Below are 16,809 nucleotides of genomic sequence, written 5' to 3' on the forward strand. Positions count from 1 at the left end.
AGCCGACCTCCCCCGCACCCCGTTGCGTTTGCCGCCGCTCGGCATGGCGGACAATGGGTAGACGGCAGATGTGAGTAAACGCAGGCGGCGGCGCCCACGAGGCAGCGGCGCGCACGGCGGTCGGCCGCCAGAGGGAGTGAAGCAGACGTGACCAAGGTCGTGATCATCGGCGGCGGACCCGGCGGCTACGAGGCCGCACTCGTGGCCGCGCAACTGGGCGCGGACGTGACGGTGGTGGACCGCGACGGGATCGGCGGTGCCTGCGTCCTCACCGACTGCGTGCCCTCCAAGACCCTCATCGCCACCTCGGTGCGCTCCACCTACGTCCGGGAGTCCGCCCGGCTGGGCATCGAGATCCCCACCGCGGACGGCCGGCCCGACGTCACCGTCGACCTGCGCACGGTCAACGAGCGCGTGAAGCGGCTGGCCCAGGCGCAGTCCGACGACACCGCCGCCCGGGTCCTCAAGGAGGGCGTCGAGGTCATCCCGGGCGAGGCCCGCCTGGTCGACCCCAGCATCGTGGCGGTGGGCGACCAGCGCATCCGCGCCGACGTGGTGCTGGTGGCCACCGGCGCGCACCCCCGCGAGCTGCCCTCGGCCCGCCCCGACGGCGAGCGCATCCTCACCTGGCGCCACCTCTACGACCTCACCGAGCTGCCCGAGCGGCTGATCGTGGTCGGCTCGGGCGTCACCGGCGCGGAGTTCGCCAACGCCTACCAGGGGCTGGGCTCGGAGGTCACCCTGGTGTCCTCCCGCGAGCGCGTCATGCCCACCCAGGACGCCGACGCCGCCGAGGTGCTGGAGGGCGTGTTCCGCCGCCTGGGCATGACCGTGCTCGGCAAGACCCGCGCGGAGTCGGTGACCAACACCGGCAGCGGGGTGGTGGTGACCCTCTCCGACGGCCGCACGGTCGAGGGCAGCCACTGCCTGATGACGGTCGGCATGATCCCCAACACCGCCAACCTCGGCCTTGAGGAGGCCGGGGTGCGGCTGGACAAGGGCGGGTTCGTGCAGGTCGACCGGGTCTCGCGCACCTCCACCCCGGGCGTCTACGCCGCCGGCGACTGCACGGGCGTCAACATGCTCGCCTCGGTGGCGGCCATGCAGGGCCGGATCGCGATGTGGCACGCCCTGGGCGAGGCGGTGTCGCCGCTGAAGCTGTCGACGGTGGCCTCCACCGTGTTCACCCACCCCGAGTTGGCGTCGGTGGGCGCCACCGAGGAGGACGTGCGCAGCGGCCGGGTGGACGCCCGCGTGGTCAACCTCCCGCTGGACACCAACCCGCGCGCCAAGATGACCAACAGCAAGGACGGGTTCGTCAAGCTGATCTGCCGCCAGCAGACCGGGATCATCATGGGCGGGGTGATCGTGGGGCCGCGCGCCAGCGAGCTGATCCTGGGCGTGTCGGTGGCGGTGCAGCAGCGGCTGACCGTGGACGAGATCGCGCACACGTTCTCGGTCTACCCGTCGCTGTCGGGCAGCGTCACCGAGGCCGCCCGCTCCCTCATGCAGGCGTCGCCGGAGTAGCCGGCCGCCCCCGGGCGCCCTCGCGCCCGGGGGCGGAGAGGCGGGGCGAACGCCGGCGGCCCCGGCACAGTCGCTGTGCCGGGGCCGCCGCCATGTGTGCCGCCGGGGGCGGTGGGCGGGTCTAGAAGTCGAACCCGCCGAAGTCGCCTCCGCCGAAGTCGCCGAAGTCGCCGCCTCCGCCGAAGTCGCCGCCGCCGCCCATGTCACCGCCCATGTCGCCGGCGCCGATCATGCCGCCGCCCATCATGGACCCCATCATCGAGCCCATCATCATGCCGGTGAACATGCCCATCATCATGTCCATGCCGAAGTAGCCGCCCGCGTAGGGGGCGTAGGCCGGGCCGGCGTCGTAGTAGGGGCGCCGGCGGCCGTCGACCTCGACCAGGCGGACGTCGGGGTCGTGGCCGGAGAGCACCGCCTGGGCGCAGGCCGGGCAGGCCGGCACCGAGCGGCTGGTGCCGCCGGGCGGTGCCCACGCGACGTCCTGGCGCGAGGGGCCGTGCTGCGGGTTGAAGAAGCAGGGCTGGCGGCGCTCGGGCACGGGCTCGCCGGCCATGCGCGCCCGGGTGGCGACCATGTAGTAGCGGCCGTCCTCCAGCGCGTTGGTGACCTGCTGGACCTGCTCGGGCTCGCGGATGGTGTCCAGCGTGACCTTGGCGCGGTCGTAGGAGTCCATGGCGTGGGTGTAGTCGGCGCGGGTGAGGTCGTCGACCTTGGCGACGTCGATCTCCAGGCGCGCGATGTCCTCGCCCAGCCGGACCACGTCCTCGGTGGCCATCTGCTTGATCTCGGCCAGCTCCTTGGCCTTCTGCTCCTCGCGGCGCTTCTTGCCGCGGTAGAGGAAGAACCCGCCGGCGGCGACGGCCAGCACCAGCAGGCCCAGCAGCAGGGCGCCGAACACGCCGGAGGCGGCGTCGGCGGACTCCTGCTCCTCGACGACCTCGGGCACGGCGACCAGGGTGTCGATCTGGCCCTCGCCCCGGGCCAGCAGCTCCTGCTCCAGCGCCTGGTTCTCCTCGGGGCTCAGGTCGGTGGAGTCGATGATCAGCTCCTGCGACCCGGCCAGGACGGCGTAGGTGCCGTCGCCGACCTCGGCCTGGATGTCGGAGAGGTAGCCCTCGACGCTGGCCTCGGAGTTGAAGGTCTCCGAGCCGAGGATCACGTAGTAGGTGGGGTTGGCCGCGGAGTCCGCCGCGTCAGCGAGGGTGTCCCGCTCGGCCTGCGGGAGTTCCTCGGTGCTGACGGCGGGGTCGACGAAGACGTTCTCGTTCCGCAGCGCGTCGACGACGTCGTTCGCGGGGGGAGCATCGGCGCTGGCCGGTGCCGCTGCCATGACAGTGAGCCCCGCGGCGAGCAGGGCGGGTAGTACCAAGCGGCGCAACATGATCGTTCCTCTCGCCTCCCTCATCTGATCTAGACGAACAGGAGGACCGGAAGGTTCCCCCGGGGGAACCGCGGGCTGTGATCCACGACCTGATGCCCCCCACACTACGGGCGGCCCGCCGGGTCCGGCGGGCCGCCCGTGGCGGTGTCGCGGTGATGCGGATGGTGCGGGTGGTGCGATGTGGTGCGGTGGACGGTGCGGGCGCGGCGCGCCCGCGCTCAGGCCGAGGACGCCGGGGTGGACCCGGCCGCCTTGGCGGGCTCGGCCGGCTCGGCGGCGCCGTCGGCGTCCGACCCGGCGGTCGCGGCGCTGCCGTCGGTGTCGTCGGTGCCGGTCGCCTCGGCGGTGTCGGCGCCGGCGCGGGTGGCCGGCGCCGGGGCGTCGGCGTCGGCGACGAACCCGTCCAGCCCGCGCGGCGCGTTGTAGCGCACCAGGTCGATGATGCCCTCGCGCTTGGCGACGACCGCCGGGATCAGCGCCTGACCGGCCACGTTGGTGGCGGTGCGGCCCATGTCCAGGATCGGGTCGACCGCCAGCAGCAGGCCCACGCCCTCAAGCGGCAGTCCCACGGTGGACAGGGTCAGCGTCAGCATCACGGTGGCGCCGGTGGTGCCGGCGGTGGCCGCCGACCCGATCACCGACACGAACACGATCAGCAGGTAGTCGGTGATGCCCAGCGGCACCCCGTAGAACTGCGACACGAAGATCGCGGCGATGGCCGGGTAGATCGCGGCGCAGCCGTCCATCTTGGTGGTGGCGCCGAAGGGCACCGCGAAGGAGGCGTAGTGCCGGGGCACGCCCAGGTTCTGCTCGGCCACCCGCTCGGTCACCGGCATGGTGCCCATCGAGGAGCGCGAGACGAAGCCGAGCTGCACGGCGGGCCACACGCCCGTGAAGTACTTCAGCGGCGAGAGGCCGTGGAGGCGGGCCAGGATGGGGTAGACGACGAACAGCACCAGGGCCAGGCCGACGTAGATCGCCACGGCGAACCGGCCCAGGGCGCCCACGGTGGTCCAGCCGTAGCTGTAGACCGCGTTGCCCAGCAGGCCCACGGTGCCCAGCGGGGCCAGGCGGATGACCCACCACAGGACCTTGAGCACCACGCTCAGGGCCGAGCGGGTGAAGGCCAGGAACGGCTCGGCCGAGGGGCCCACGCGCACCGCCGCCACGCCGATCGCGATGGCGATGACGATGAGCTGGAGCGCGTTGAAGTCGAGGCTGGTGGTGAGCGCGCCGCCCTCCTCGGCGGTGCCGGCGGTCAGGCCCAGGATGTTGACCGGGACCAGGCTCTCCAGGAACGCCAGCCACGAGCCGTGCGAGCCGGCGTCGGGCGCCTCGGCCGCGCCGGCGTCCACGCCGGCGTTGACGCCGGGCTGGAAGACCAGGCCCAGCCCGATGCCGATGGCGACGGCGATCAGCGCGGTGATGGCGAACCACAGCAGGGTCTGCCCGGCCAGGCGGGCGGCGTTGGAGGTGTGGCGCAGGTTGGCGATCGAGGAGATGACGGCCAGCACGATCAGCGGCGGCACGATCGTCTGGAGCAGCGTCACGAAGGTCGAGCCGATGGTGTCGAGGGTGACGGCCAGCCAGTTGGGGTCGTCGGCGGTGCCGCCGAGCTGGCGGGCCACGACACCCAGGCCGACGCCGACCACGAGGGCGGCGATCACCTGGACGGCGAAGGGTACGCGGCGGAGTGCGGATAGCACGGAGTGACTCCTGGGTCAGGGCGAATCGGGGGCCCCACGGGTGGGCGGGGCCGCTCCGGGGGACGTGGGCGCGCACGGGTGCGCGCGCGGGGGACGGCGGCGGCCGGGTCTGGGAAGGGTCAGACCCCGGGACACGCCTGCGACGCGACACGGCACAGGTCGATGTGCCGGCGCACGGTGAGGCCCCAAAGATTCGTCACAAACGTCCACAATGGCGGCCACTGTCCGGTTATTCCCCAACGGCGGTGCGATGTCACGCGGATCACACCGGAAGGCCGGAACTTCCACTCGGCCGAGGGCCGTACGGCCGGGCCGCGCCATGGCGGGCGGGCCGCACACGCCGAAGCCGGGAGGGGGCGGCGGCTGCCCCCTCCCGGCCGTTCACGTACCGGGGCGCGCCCGGCGGGCTACTCCACCTCGGCGGGCTCGGTGCCGGGGTCGCCGTCGACCAGGTCGACCAGGCGCGGCACCAGCTCGTCCAGCGCGTAGGGGAAGCTGAGCACCGAGCCGAAGGACAGCGCGCCGTTGAGGCGGCTCATCTCCGGCATCTCCAGGACGCGGCCCTCCTTGGCGGCGTCCAGTTCGGAGAAGACGTCGGTGCGGGCGACGCTGTCCTCGGGGTCGCCGTAGAGGCCCACCAGCACCACGTCGGCCTCCAGCACCTCCAGCTTCTCCAGGCTGACCTGCTTGGGCGCGCGCTCCTCGTCGGTGAACAGCGCCTCGGCCTTCTCCGGCAGGGCGAACCCGAGCTGGGTGAGGAAGCCCGGCGCCGGGCCCTCGGCGTAGGCCCACGCCTCGCCCTCGATGGAGGTGGCGAGCAGGCCGGTGGACTCGGCGAACTCCGGGTGGTCGGCGCGCACCCGCTCGAAGCGCTCCTCGATGTCGGCGACCAGCGCGTCGGCCTCCTCGCGGCGGTCCAGCGCGGTGCCGACCATCGCGGCGATCTCCTGCCAGGGCGCGCCGTAGTCGGCGTGGTCGGGAGCCTGGGCGATGGTGGGGGCGATCTCGGCGAGCTTGGTGTACTCCTCCTCGGTGAGGCCGGAGTTCACGCCCAGGATCAGGTCCGGGCGCAGCGACCCGATCTGCTCGAAGTTCAGCTCCTCCACCGGCAGCACCTCGGGCACGGCGTCCTCGCCCAGGAGTTCGGCCGCCCACGGCCACAGGGCGCCGTCGTGCCCGCCGAACCACTCGCGCACGCCCACCGGGGTCACGCCCAGCGCCATGACGTAGTCCTGCTCGGTCAGCCCGACCGTCACCACGCGCGAAGGCCGCCCGGAGATCTCCGCGGTGCCGTACCGGTGCTTGACCCGGCGGGCGGGGCCGCCGCCGGAGTCCTCGGTGGGCGGAGGGCCGCAGGCGGTGAGGCCCAGCGCGGCAGCGCCGCCCAGGCCGAGCAGCGCGCTGCGCCGGGAGATGACCGGCGCGCCTGTGCCGGGCCACGGGTGTGCTGTCTTGACCAACGTGCTCTCCTGACATTCCTGCTCGGACGGGCGTGCGCCCGTCCCGCGTCCGCGGGGACCCGCGTCCGGGCGCGGGCCGCGCGGGCACGCGGACCGTCCCCCGGCCGCGACCGGGACGCCCCCGGTTCCGGGATGGAGATTAGGTTAGCCTGCGCTCACTTCGACGGTCGCGACGGGGGTGGCCCTACGACCAGCGCGGACGCGCCCGCGCCGCACGCGCGAGGGCCGGCCCGTCCGCCGGCGGTGCCGCCGGTGTGCGGGCCGGCCCTCGCGTCAGTCGGTCAGGAGCCGACCAGGAGCCGATCAGAAGCCGATCAGGAGCCGGCCGGGAGCCGCCGGCCGGGGCAGGGGGCTGCGGCTCAGGCGTCCTTGATCTCGCAGACCACGCCGCCGCTGCTCAGCGCGTCGCCCGCGCGCACCGACAGGCCGGTGACCACGCCGGACTTGTGCGCGGTCAGCGGCTGCTCCATCTTCATCGCCTCGATGACCACCACCGGGTCGCCCTCGGCGACCTGCCGGCCGTCCTCGGCCACCACCTTCACCACGGTGCCCTGCATCGGCGAGACCAGGGAGTCGCCGCCGGCCGCCGCCGGGGTGCCCCCGGTGCCGCCGCCCCGGCGCGCCGAGCGGCGGGCCGGCCGGCCCGCGCCCCCGCCCGCGCCGAGGTCGGAGCCGAGGTCGGCGCCGAGCCCGGCGGGCAGCACGACCTCCAGCCGCCGGCCGCCGACCTCGACGGTGACCGGGGTGCGCTCGGCCGCCTCGGCCTGCTCGGTGGCGCCGGCGTAGGGCGGGATGGTGTTGTCGAACTCGGTCTCGATCCACCGGGTGTAGACGGAGAACGGGGTCTGGGGGTCGGCCGGCGCGAACGCCGGGTCGTCGACCACCGCCCGGTGGAACGGGATGACGGTGGGCATGCCGCCCACCTCGAACTCCGCCAGCGCCCGCCGCGAGCGCTCCAGGGCCTCGGCGCGGGTGCGGCCGGTGACGATGAGCTTGGCCACCATGGAGTCGAACGCCTGGGGCACGGTGAACCCGACCTCGCAGCCGGTGTCGACCCGCACGCCCGGCCCGCCCGGCAGGTTCAGCGAGGTGATGGTGCCCGGGGCGGGCATGAAGTTGCGCCCGGCGTCCTCGGCGTTGATGCGGAACTCGATGGAGTGGCCGCGCAGAACCGGGTCGCCGTAGCCGAGTTCGGCGCCGTCGGCGACGCGGAACATCTCGCGCACCAGGTCGATGCCGGCGACCTCCTCCGACACCGGGTGCTCCACCTGGAGGCGGGTGTTGACCTCCAGGAACGAGATCGTGCCGTCCTGGCCGACCAGGAACTCGCAGGTGCCGGCGCCCACGTAGCCGGCCTCGCGCAGGATCGCCTTGGAGGAGCTGTAGAGCAGCTCCAGTTGGGCGTCGCTGAGGAAGGGCGCCGGGGCCTCCTCGACCAGCTTCTGGTGGCGGCGCTGGAGGGAGCAGTCGCGGGTGGAGACCACCACCACGTTGCCGTGGGAGTCGGCCAGGCACTGGGTCTCGACGTGGCGGGGGCGGTCCAGGTAGCGCTCCACGAAGCACTCGCCGCGGCCGAACGCCGCCACGGCCTCGCGCACCGCCGACTCGTAGGCGTCGGGGACCTCCTCCAGGGTGCGGGCGACCTTCAGCCCGCGCCCGCCGCCGCCGAAGGCCGCCTTGATCGCGATGGGCAGGCCGTGCTCGGCGGCGAAGGCCGCGACCTCCTCGGCGCCCGACACGGGGTCGGGGGTGCCGGCCACCAGCGGCGCGCCCACCTTCTGCGCGATGTGGCGGGCCGCGACCTTGTCGCCCAGCGCGGTGATGGCCGCGGGCGGCGGGCCGATCCAGGTCAGCCCGGCGTCAATGACGGCCTGGGCGAAGTCGGCGTTCTCGGCGAGGAAGCCGTAGCCGGGGTGGACGGCGTCGGCGCCGGCCCGCTCGGCGACGGCCAGGATCTTGCCGATGTCGAGGTAGGACTCCGCCGGGGTGCGCCCGCCCAGCGCGTACGCCTCGTCGGCGACCTTGACGTGGAGGGCGTCCAGATCCGGCTCGGCGTAGATCGCGACGCTGCCGATCCCGGCGTCGCGGCAGGCGCGCGCCACGCGGACCGCGATCTCGCCGCGGTTGGCGATCAGAACTTTACGCACGGTCGAAAAACCTCCTGGTCCGGCGTCGGCGGGGATCCGCGCCTGTGGTGGAAAGTCTAGGGAGCGCCGGGCCGGCTCAGCCGGGGCCGTAGGCGGCGCGCCAGGCGCCCGGCCCGGGGGCCGGCGGGCGGCGCACCAGCCGCGCGCGGTCGCACCAGCCCGAGGGCGGCGCCTCCCGGGCGGCCCCGCGCGCGGCGCGGGCGGCCCGCACGGCGCGGGCGCGCGCCGTCAGCACCGCCACCAGCGCCGCGACCTCCTCGGGCGAGGGGTCGCCGCGGACCACCCGCAGGAACGGGGCGGGGCCGGGGGCCGGCCCCTCCGGGTTCGTCGTCATCGCCACCCCCTGCTCGACTGCCGCCTGGATGTCTGCCGCCTGCACGTCTGCCGTCGGCTCGCCTGGCCCCGGCCCGTCCTGCCCCTGCTCGTCCGCCGCGCGGACCGCCCGGTCACAGCGGGATGTTCCCGTGCTTCTTGGGCGGGAGCTGCTCGCGCTTGCCGGCCAGCGCGCGCAGGGCCTTGGCCACCGCCACCCGGGTCTCCGAGGGCAGCACCACGCCGTCGACGTAACCGCGTTCGGCGGCGGCGTAGGGGTTGAGCAGGGCGTCCTCGTACTCCTGGACCAGCCGGGCGCGCTCGGCCTCCACGTCCTCGGCCGCCGCCAGGGTGCGCCGGTGCAGGATGTTGACGGCCCCCTGGGCGCCCATGACCGCGATCTGTGCGGTGGGCCAGGCCAGGTTGACGTCGGCGCCCAGGTGCTTGGAGCCCATGACGTCGTAGGCGCCGCCGAACGCCTTGCGGGTGATCACGGTGATCAGCGGGACGGTGGCCTCGGCGTAGGCGTAGATCAGCTTGGCGCCGTGGCGGATGATCCCGTTCCACTCCTGGTCGGTGCCGGGCAGGAATCCGGGGACGTCCACGAAGGTCAGCACCGGGATGTTGAAGGCGTCACAGGTGCGCACGAACCGGGCGGCCTTCTCGGAGGCGTCGATGTCCAGGCAGCCGGCCAGGCTCATCGGCTGGTTGGCCACCACGCCCACCGGCCGGCCCTCGACCCGCCCGTAGCCGACCACGATGTTGGTGGCGAACTGGGCGTGCACCTCCAGGAAGGCGCCGTCGTCCAGGACGTGCTCGATCACCCGGTGCATGTCGTAGGGCTGGTTGGCGGAGTCGGGCACGAAGGTGTCCAGCTCGCGGTCGGCGTCGGTGACTTCGGGCTCGTCGGGGCCCTCGGCGAGCGGGGGGTCCTCCAGGTTGTTGGCCGGGAGGTAGGACAGCAGCTCGCGGACGTAGTCGAGCGCGTCCTGCTCGTCGGAGGCCATGTAGTGGGCCACGCCGGACTTGGTGTTGTGCGCCCGCGCGCCGCCCAGCTCCTCCATCGTCACGTCCTCGCCGGTGACCGTCTTGATGACGTCGGGGCCGGTGATGAACATCTGGGAGGTCTGGTCGACCATGACGACGAAGTCGGTGAGCGCGGGGGAGTACACGTGCCCGCCCGCCGCGGCGCCCATGATCAGCGAGATCTGCGGGATGACGCCGGAGGCGTGGGTGTTGCGCTTGAAGATCTCGGCGTAGAGCCCGAGCGCGACCACGCCCTCCTGGATGCGCGCGCCGCCGCCCTCGTTGATGCCGATCACCGGGCAGCCGGTCTTGAGGGCGTGGTCGAGCACCTTGACGATCTTCTCGCCGTAGACCTCGCCCAGGGAGCCGCCGAAGACGGTGACGTCCTGGCTGAACACCGCGACCGGGCGGCCGTCGACCGTGCCGTAGCCGGTGACGACGCCGTCGCCGTAGGGGCGGTTGGCCTCCAGCCCGAATCCCGTGGAGCGGTGCCGCGCCAGGGCGTCCAGCTCCACGAAGGAGCCCGGGTCCAGGAGGGCGTCGATGCGCTCGCGGGCGGTCATCTTGCCCTTGGCGTGCTGCTTGTCGATGGCCCGCTGCGACCCGGCGTGGACCGCCTCGTAGCGGCGGCGCTGAAGGTCGGCGAGCTTGCCCGCGGTGGTGTGGACGTCGATCTCGGCCGCGGGCAGGGGTTCAGGGGCTTCGGTGGCCATAACGCCACACGATAACTCCGCAACCGGACGAAGGGGCGCGCCACCCCCGAGGTTGCCGGGGGGTGGGCGGGGTGGTGGATGGGGCGTGGGGGAGGGTGTCGTCCCTGGCCAGGGGGTGGAGAGACCGTTCAGGTTGTCGCGGGTTGGGGTGGGCGACGGGGCGGCGACGGCGGAGGGTGGTCCGGGTCAGCGGTCACCGGTGCCCGGGGCGGATGGCCGGGGCCGCGACGGGGCGCCGAAGGCGGGCGGGGGCCGACAGGGTTCAGTCTTACCTCAGGTGGCCCAGGAGGGCGGCCGATCCGGGGCGGCGAATCAAACTCGCGTGTCGACGGTATACAAGGCGGCTCTTTGTTGCGTCTTGTCCTTTTCATCCTTCAGTGTCACCACTCCAGGGGTGTTCAAGGGGGCATGCGGGGAGCTCGCTGACCACATAGTGAGACGCCAGGAGTGCACGCCGTGTCGCTTTGCCTGTTATGCCCGTTTCTAGGGACGGCGAAAGTGCTCTTTTCTTTGAAACGGCGACCCGTAGGCGCATCTCGTGGTGAAAGCGGACGTTTTCGTCTTACCATGTGAGATCCCAGGGGGATGGTGACCGGCTTGTCCTGTTTGGGGTTCGAGGGGGCCGCCGCCAACCGCACGCAGGCGGCGGAGCAGCGGTCAGGAGTCCCGCGCCCCGCTCCCCTTCGCCCGCGCGGCCGCCGCCATGCCGAACCGGTCCCGCCCGCACCGGCCACCCGCTGCTGTCGCCGCCCCCGTCGCCCACCTCAACCGCCCGCCCTGGCACACGGAAACCGCTTACCCGAGCTCCCGGGCCGCCGTCGTCGCCCCCGTCGCCCACCTCAACCGCCGATGAGCGGCCCGGTGATCGCCCGCTCAACCTCCCACCACCCCAACCAGGGGCTGCGGTCCACGGGCCTTTGAAGTGTTCGCGCTATCGTCCGTCTTCGTTGGGAGAGGTTCAGACCAATCTGGGTAAGGTCGTGCACATGACAGCGGTAAGCGCGGAACGCGACAGTGCTCGCCAGGAGATTCCCGACCAGCTCCGCGGCGACGTCCGGCTGCTGGGCGGCATGCTCGGCACGGTCCTGGCCGAGAGCGGCGGGGCCGACCTGCTCGACGACGTCGAGCGGCTGCGGCGCGCCGTCATCGGCGCGCGCGACGGGGCGGTCGACGGCGCCGAGATCACCGAACTCGTGGCCTCCTGGCCCCTGGAGCGGGCCAAGCAGGTCGCCCGCGCCTTCACCGTCTACTTCCACCTGGCCAACCTGGCCGAGGAGCACCAGCGCATCCGCGCCCTGCGCGAGCGCGACGACGCCGACAACCCGCCCCGGGAGTCCCTGGCCGCCGCCGTGCGCGCCATCCGCGCCGACGTCGGCGAGGACGCGCTGCGCGACATGGTCGCCAACATGGAGTTCCACCCCGTGCTGACCGCGCACCCCACCGAGGCGCGGCGCCGGGCGGTCTCCACCTCCATCCTGCGCATCAGCGGGCAACTGGAGAAGCTGCACGCCGCCCACCCCGGCAGCTCCGCCGAGGCCGAGACCCGGCGCCGCCTGCTGGAGGAGATCGACCTGCTGTGGCGCACCTCCCAGTTGCGCTACACCAAGCTCGACCCGCTGGACGAGGTCCGCACCGCCCTCGCCGCCTTCGACGAGACGATCTTCCAGGTGGTCCCGCAGATCTACCGGTCCCTGGACGCCGCGATCGACCCCGAGGGCACCGGCCGCGAACCCGCCCGCGCCCCCGCCTTCGTGCGCTACGGGAGCTGGATCGGCGGCGACCGCGACGGCAACCCGTTCGTCACCCACGACATCACCCGCGAGGCCATCGCGATCCAGTCCGAGCACGTGCTGCGGGCGCTGGAGAACGCCTGCGGCCGGATCGCGCGCACGCTCACCGCCTACGCCAACCTCACCCCGGCCAGCCCCGACCTGCGCGACCACCTGGCCGCCATCGAGGCCGGCTACCCGCGGACCATGGCCGAGATCGCCAAGCGCTCGCCCAACGAGCCGCACCGCCAGGCCCTGCTGTTCGCCACCGAGCGGCTGCGCGCCACCCGCGAGCGCAACGCCGACCTCGCCTACCCCAACCCCGAGGCGTTCCTCGCCGACCTGCGCACCGTCCAGGACTCCCTCACCCGCGCCGGCGCGGTGCGCCAGGCCAACGGCGAGTTGCAGCACCTGGTCTGGCAGGCCGAGACCTTCGGGTTCCACCTCGCCGAACTGGAGATCCGCCAGCACAGCGCCGTGCACGCCCAGGCGCTGGCCGAGCTGCGCGCCGGCGAGGAGCCCTCCGAGCGCACCCGCGAGGTGCTGGCCACGCTCCGGGTGGTCGCCTGGATCCAGGAGCGGTTCGGGGTCGACGCCTGCCGCCGCTACATCGTCAGCTTCACCCGCTCGGCCGAGGACATCGCCGCCGTCTACGAGCTGGCCCGCCACGCCATGCCCGCCGGGCGGGCGCCCGTGCTCGACGTCATCCCGCTGTTCGAGACCGGCGCCGACCTGGAGGCGTCGCCGCGGGTGCTCGACGGCATGCTCCGGCTCCCCGAGATGGCGCAGCGCCTGGAGCAGACCGGCCGCCGCATGGAGGTCATGCTGGGCTACAGCGACTCCGCCAAGGACGTCGGCCCGGTCAGCGCCACCCTGCGCCTCTACGACGCCCAGGCCCAGCTCGCCGAGTGGGCCGAGCGCAACGGCGTCCGGCTCACCCTGTTCCACGGCCGCGGCGGGTCGCTGGGCCGCGGCGGCGGCCCGGCCAGCCGGGCGCTGCTGGCCCAGGCGCCGGGCTCGGTCGCCGGCCGGTTCAAGGTCACCGAGCAGGGCGAGGTCATCTTCGCCCGCTACGGCCAGCGCGCCATCGCCCACCGCCACATCGAGCAGGTGGGCCACGCGGTCCTCATGGCCGGCACCGAGCAGGTGCAGGAGCGCGCCCGCGCGGCGTCGGCCAAGCACCGGGAACTGGCCGACCGCATCGCCGAGGCCGCGCACCGCGCCTACCGCGGACTGGTCGACACCGACGGGTTCGCCGAGTGGTTCTCCCGGGTCAGCCCGCTGGAGGAGCTGGGCGAGCTGCGGCTGGGCTCGCGCCCGGCGCGGCGCGGCGCCGCGCGCGGGCTGGACGACCTGCGCGCCATCCCGTGGGTGTTCGCCTGGACCCAGACCCGCGTGAACCTGCCCGGCTGGTTCGGCCTGGGCACCGGCCTGGCGGCCGTGGCGGACGTCGAGGCGCTGCACGCGGCCTACACCGAGTGGCCGCTGTTCTCCTCGCTGCTGGACAACGCCGAGATGAGCCTGGCCAAGACCGACCGCACCATCGCCGAGCGCTACCTGGCGCTGGGCGGGCGGCCGGAGCTGACCGAGCTGGTGCTGGCCGAGTACGACCGCACCCGCGACCTCGTGCTCAAGGTCACCAAGCACCAGCGGCTGCTGGAGAACCGCCGGGTGCTGTCGCGCGCGGTGGACCTGCGCAACCCCTACGTGGACGCGCTGTCCCATCTGCAACTGCGGGCGCTGGAGGCGCTGCGCGGCGAGGAGGCGCGCGACCTCTCCGAGGAGGACCAGCGCCACCTGGAGCGGCTGCTGTTGCTGACGGTCAACGGCGTGGCCGCCGGCCTCCAGAACACCGGCTGAGGCCGCCGGGTGGTCCGGCGGCGCGCCGCCGGACCACCCACCCACGTAGGTCCGCCGCATGCACGCCGCGCGTCGGCGGTCCGCCCATCGGTGCGCGCCGTGTGCCCGGCCCCGCCACCCCGCCACCCCGCGTGGCCTGCCGCCCGTCCCGGCCCCGCCACCCCGTGCGGCCGTGCGCACCGCCCAAGGGCGGTTGAATGGCCCCATGGGCGCTGACGACTCCGCATCCGCATCCCCGTCTCCCACCCCCTCCCGGCCGGACCCCGGCTTGGCGGGCGGGCGGCCGCCGCTGCGCGCGGCCGAACTGGAGCGCGCCCTGGTGCGTCCGGGCGGGCTGTGGCGCACCCTCACGGTGGTCCCCGCGATGGCCTCCACCAACACCGCGCTGCTGGAGCGGGCGCGCGCGGGCGAACCCGAGGGCGCGGTCCTGGTCACCGAGCACCAGACCGCCGGGCGCGGGCGCCTGGACCGGGGCTTCACCACGCCACCGCGCGCCGCGCTGACCCTGTCGGTGCTGGTGCGCCCGGCGGTGCCGGCAGCGCGGGTGGGCTGGCTGTCGCTGATGATGGGCGCCGCCGCCGTGGCGGCCGTGGAGCGCGCGGCGGGGGTGACCGCCGCGCTGAAGTGGCCCAACGACCTCCTCTCGGGCGACGGCGAGCACAAGCTCGCCGGAATCCTCGCCGAGGCCGCGTTCCCGCCGCCCGAGGGCGGCGGCGCGGCGGCCGGGCCGGGGGTGGTCATCGGGATCGGGCTGAACGTGTCGCAGGAGCGCGCGGAGCTGCCGGTGGAGACCGCGACGTCGCTGGCGCTGTGCGGCGCGCCGGGCGCCGACCGCGACGCGCTGCTGCGCGCGCTGCTGGAGGAGTTCGCCCGGCGCTACACCGACTGGACCGCAGCCGGCGGCGACGCCGAGGCGGCCGGGCTGGCCCGGGAGTACCGGCGGCACTGCCGGACCATCGGCCGCGACGTGCGGGTCCATCTGCCCGGGGACCGCCGGGTGGAGGGCCGGGCGGCGGGGGTGGACGCCGAGGGCCGCCTGGTCGTGCGCACGGAGGCGGGGGAGGAGCGGCCGCTGAGCGCCGGGGACGTGGTGCACGTCCGCCCGGGCGGCGCCGCCGGGTGAGGACGGTCCCGCCGGCGCCGGGTGGCCGCCACGCATGTGTTTCGTCAGGTAAGCACCATTTGTCCTGGGTGAATTGTCGCCTTTTGTCGGCTAGATATGCTCCATGCGCTTTGTCGACCAATCATCCGCCATGGATGACAATGATTACTTTACGTAGTGAATCAAATTCATAGTGTTACATCGAGGTGGTTTGCGGACAGATTCCCTGTGGCGCCCGGGACGGGCCGCCGCAGGCCGGACACGGGGTCCGACCTATACGAGAGGGGAACCTGACCTATGAAGCGCACGACTCTGCGCCGCCTCGCCATCGCCGCGCTCGCCGCGCCCGCGATCGTGCTGTCCGCCCAGTCCATCGCGATGGCCGACAGCGGCTACGCCGCCGAGGCCACGGCCGCCGGCCCGAACGGCGCCACCTCCTACGGGGTGTTCGCCGCCGCCGGTGACGGCCACGGCGACGGCAAGGGCGACAAGAACGGCGGCGGCTGGTCGTTCTACCACAAGCACGCCGACTTCGCTGGTCCCAAGGGTGCCGGTACCTACAGCGTGACCAGCGTCGCGGACTAGGGTCAGCACGCGAATGCGCGGTTGAGGCCGCCGCGGCCAACGGGCCGCGGCGGCCCGACCGGGGGCCGGGCACCGCGGGTGTCCGGCCCCGTTCTCGTTCCACGCTGATTACGGTACGTAGTCAGTCGATTGCGACCATTTGCCGCGAATTCCCGCGGGCCGTCCGCCCGCGTCCAACGGAAAGCAGGACAGATGAACGGTTTTCTACGCCGCGCCGGCCTCATCGCCGCCGCGGTCCCGGTGTTCGCGCTCGCCGCGCCCGCCGCCGCCTCCGCCGAGGCCGCATTCTTCGGCGGCGGCACCGCCGCCAACCACGAGTCCGCCGTCGTCACCGTGGTCAAGAGCTTCACGCGCGCCGACGGCACCGTCGTCTACCGCACCACCACCTACACCGCCGGCCTGGGAGGAGCCCATGTCAACGTCACCTACAGCACCGCCGCCGGGTGAGCCGCGCCGGCGGGCGCGGGCCGGGCGCGGTCCCGCCCGCCGGCGCGGTACGGCGGTGCTGGCCGGCCTGGCCTGCGCCGCCGCGCTGGGCACCGCGCCCGCCGGGGCCGACACCTGGCCCACCGCGCCCGAGCCGCCGGTCGCACCGCAACGGCCCGGCACCGCGCCCGAGCCGCCCTGGTCGACCGGCGGGACGCAGGGCGGGTCGGGCTCCTCGCACGCCCAGTCGCTGGTGAGCGAGGTCAACGCGGCCCACACCGGCGCCGGCTGCGCGCGCCTGCGCGAGGACGACCGGCTGACCGACGCCGCGCGCAAGCACGCCGCCGACATGGGCCGGCGCGACCGGCTCACCCACGCGAGCGCCAACGGCGACCGGGGCGACGACCGCGCCGAGGCCGAGGGCTACCGGCACTGGTCGGGGGAGCTGATCGCCCGGGGCCAGAGCACCGCCGCCGAGGCCGTGCGCGACTGGAGGAACAGCTCCAGCCATCGCCGCATCATGCTGGACTGCGGGCACACCGAGATCGGCGCCGGGGCCTACGACGCCTCCGGCCGCATCTACTGGACCGTGGTCCTGGGCCGCGGCTGATCCGCCGCCCCACCGCGTCCGCACCGCCGCAACCGCCGCACCGCCACGGAAGGGCCGCGAAGTCACGACGGGGCCGCACCGCGCACCGCGCGGGCGCCCGGCCCCGGGCGGCGGGCGCCGCCGCGCCGCCCCCACGGGGCGCCGCCCGCGGCGTCCCCGCCGCCTGTGCGAGGATCGACCCG

At 74.0% G+C, this 16,809-nt stretch carries 13 protein-coding genes; 6 read left to right on the top strand and 7 right to left on the bottom strand.

The window, feature by feature from the left end; genetic code table 11:
• Window positions 1–147: 147 nt before the first annotated feature.
• The gene (locus tag LG943_RS25085; RefSeq protein WP_270074839.1) at window positions 148–1,527 is read left to right on the top strand and encodes an NAD(P)H-quinone dehydrogenase; all 1,380 of its coding nucleotides are present in this window, start codon (window positions 148–150) and stop codon (window positions 1,525–1,527) included.
• A 121-nt stretch (window positions 1,528–1,648) separates the two neighbouring features.
• Here LG943_RS25085 and LG943_RS25090 read toward each other — a convergent pair whose 3' ends face one another.
• The 7 genes from LG943_RS25090 to LG943_RS25115 form a co-directional block, all read right to left on the bottom strand.
• On the bottom strand, window positions 1,649–2,860 hold the full coding sequence (locus LG943_RS25090; RefSeq protein WP_270074840.1) for a chemotaxis protein CheA: 1,212 nt from the start codon (window positions 2,858–2,860) through the stop codon (window positions 1,649–1,651).
• 269 nt (window positions 2,861–3,129) lie between these two features.
• On the bottom strand, window positions 3,130–4,617 hold the full coding sequence (locus tag LG943_RS25095; RefSeq protein ID WP_270074841.1) for a dicarboxylate/amino acid:cation symporter: 1,488 nt from the start codon (window positions 4,615–4,617) through the stop codon (window positions 3,130–3,132).
• Between the two features lie 119 nt (window positions 4,618–4,736).
• Window positions 4,737–4,883 carry a putative leader peptide gene (locus LG943_RS27795; protein ID WP_408648650.1) on the bottom strand — a complete coding sequence of 49 codons (147 nt, stop codon included), beginning with the start codon at window positions 4,881–4,883 and terminating at the stop codon, window positions 4,737–4,739.
• A gap of 141 nt (window positions 4,884–5,024) precedes the next feature.
• Window positions 5,025–6,077 (bottom strand): ABC transporter substrate-binding protein, encoded by a 1,053-nt coding sequence (locus tag LG943_RS25100; RefSeq protein WP_270074842.1) that lies wholly within the window; start codon window positions 6,075–6,077, stop codon window positions 5,025–5,027.
• A 359-nt stretch (window positions 6,078–6,436) separates the two neighbouring features.
• On the bottom strand, window positions 6,437–8,224 hold the full coding sequence (locus tag LG943_RS25105; RefSeq protein ID WP_270074843.1) for an acetyl/propionyl/methylcrotonyl-CoA carboxylase subunit alpha: 1,788 nt from the start codon (window positions 8,222–8,224) through the stop codon (window positions 6,437–6,439).
• 76 nt (window positions 8,225–8,300) lie between these two features.
• Window positions 8,301–8,558, bottom strand: a complete 258-nt coding sequence (locus LG943_RS25110; RefSeq protein WP_270074844.1) for an acyl-CoA carboxylase subunit epsilon — start codon at window positions 8,556–8,558, stop codon at window positions 8,301–8,303.
• A gap of 112 nt (window positions 8,559–8,670) precedes the next feature.
• Window positions 8,671–10,275 (bottom strand): acyl-CoA carboxylase subunit beta, encoded by a 1,605-nt coding sequence (locus LG943_RS25115; RefSeq protein ID WP_270074845.1) that lies wholly within the window; start codon window positions 10,273–10,275, stop codon window positions 8,671–8,673.
• Window positions 10,276–11,261: 986 nt separating this feature from the next.
• On the opposite strand from LG943_RS25115, the gene LG943_RS25120 reads away from it, so the two are divergent.
• The 5 genes from LG943_RS25120 to LG943_RS25140 all read left to right on the top strand — a co-directional run bounded on the left by LG943_RS25120 (window position 11,262) and on the right by LG943_RS25140 (window position 16,627).
• A complete protein-coding gene (locus LG943_RS25120) occupies window positions 11,262–13,904 on the top strand; it encodes a phosphoenolpyruvate carboxylase (protein WP_270074846.1) in 2,643 nt (880 codons plus the stop codon).
• Between the two features lie 205 nt (window positions 13,905–14,109).
• On the top strand, window positions 14,110–15,027 hold the full coding sequence (locus LG943_RS25125) for a biotin--[acetyl-CoA-carboxylase] ligase (protein WP_270074847.1): 918 nt from the start codon (window positions 14,110–14,112) through the stop codon (window positions 15,025–15,027).
• Between the two features lie 276 nt (window positions 15,028–15,303).
• The gene (locus LG943_RS25130; RefSeq protein ID WP_270074848.1) at window positions 15,304–15,591 is read left to right on the top strand and encodes a hypothetical protein; all 288 of its coding nucleotides are present in this window, start codon (window positions 15,304–15,306) and stop codon (window positions 15,589–15,591) included.
• 192 nt (window positions 15,592–15,783) lie between these two features.
• Entirely contained in the window at window positions 15,784–16,038 is a 255-nt protein-coding gene (locus LG943_RS25135) for a hypothetical protein (protein ID WP_270074849.1), read from the top strand.
• Window positions 16,004–16,627, top strand: coding sequence for a CAP domain-containing protein (locus LG943_RS25140; protein WP_270074850.1), 624 nt, complete (start codon window positions 16,004–16,006; stop codon window positions 16,625–16,627). Before LG943_RS25135 ends, LG943_RS25140 begins: the two co-directional genes overlap by 35 nt.
• The last annotated feature ends 182 nt before the right edge of the window (window positions 16,628–16,809 follow it).

It is taken from the genome of Streptomonospora mangrovi, assembly GCF_027604915.1.
GTDB lineage: Bacteria > Actinomycetota > Actinomycetes > Streptosporangiales > Streptosporangiaceae > Streptomonospora > Streptomonospora mangrovi.

Bases quoted from the DNA above. Each gene is read 5' to 3' on its own strand.
- LG943_RS25090 (WP_270074840.1), bottom strand. From the start codon at position 2,860: ATGGCAGCGGCACCGGCCAGCGCCGATGCTCCCCCCGCGAACGACGTC.
- LG943_RS25110 (WP_270074844.1), bottom strand. From the start codon at position 8,558: ATGACGACGAACCCGGAGGGGCCGGCCCCCGGCCCCGCCCCGTTCCTG.
- LG943_RS25115 (WP_270074845.1), bottom strand. From the start codon at position 10,275: ATGGCCACCGAAGCCCCTGAACCCCTGCCCGCGGCCGAGATCGACGTC.
- LG943_RS25120 (WP_270074846.1), top strand. From the start codon at position 11,262: ATGACAGCGGTAAGCGCGGAACGCGACAGTGCTCGCCAGGAGATTCCC.
- LG943_RS25125 (WP_270074847.1), top strand. From the start codon at position 14,110: ATGGGCGCTGACGACTCCGCATCCGCATCCCCGTCTCCCACCCCCTCC.
- LG943_RS25130 (WP_270074848.1), top strand. From the start codon at position 15,304: ATGAAGCGCACGACTCTGCGCCGCCTCGCCATCGCCGCGCTCGCCGCG.
- LG943_RS25135 (WP_270074849.1), top strand. From the start codon at position 15,784: ATGAACGGTTTTCTACGCCGCGCCGGCCTCATCGCCGCCGCGGTCCCG.
- LG943_RS25140 (WP_270074850.1), top strand. From the start codon at position 16,004: ATGTCAACGTCACCTACAGCACCGCCGCCGGGTGAGCCGCGCCGGCGG.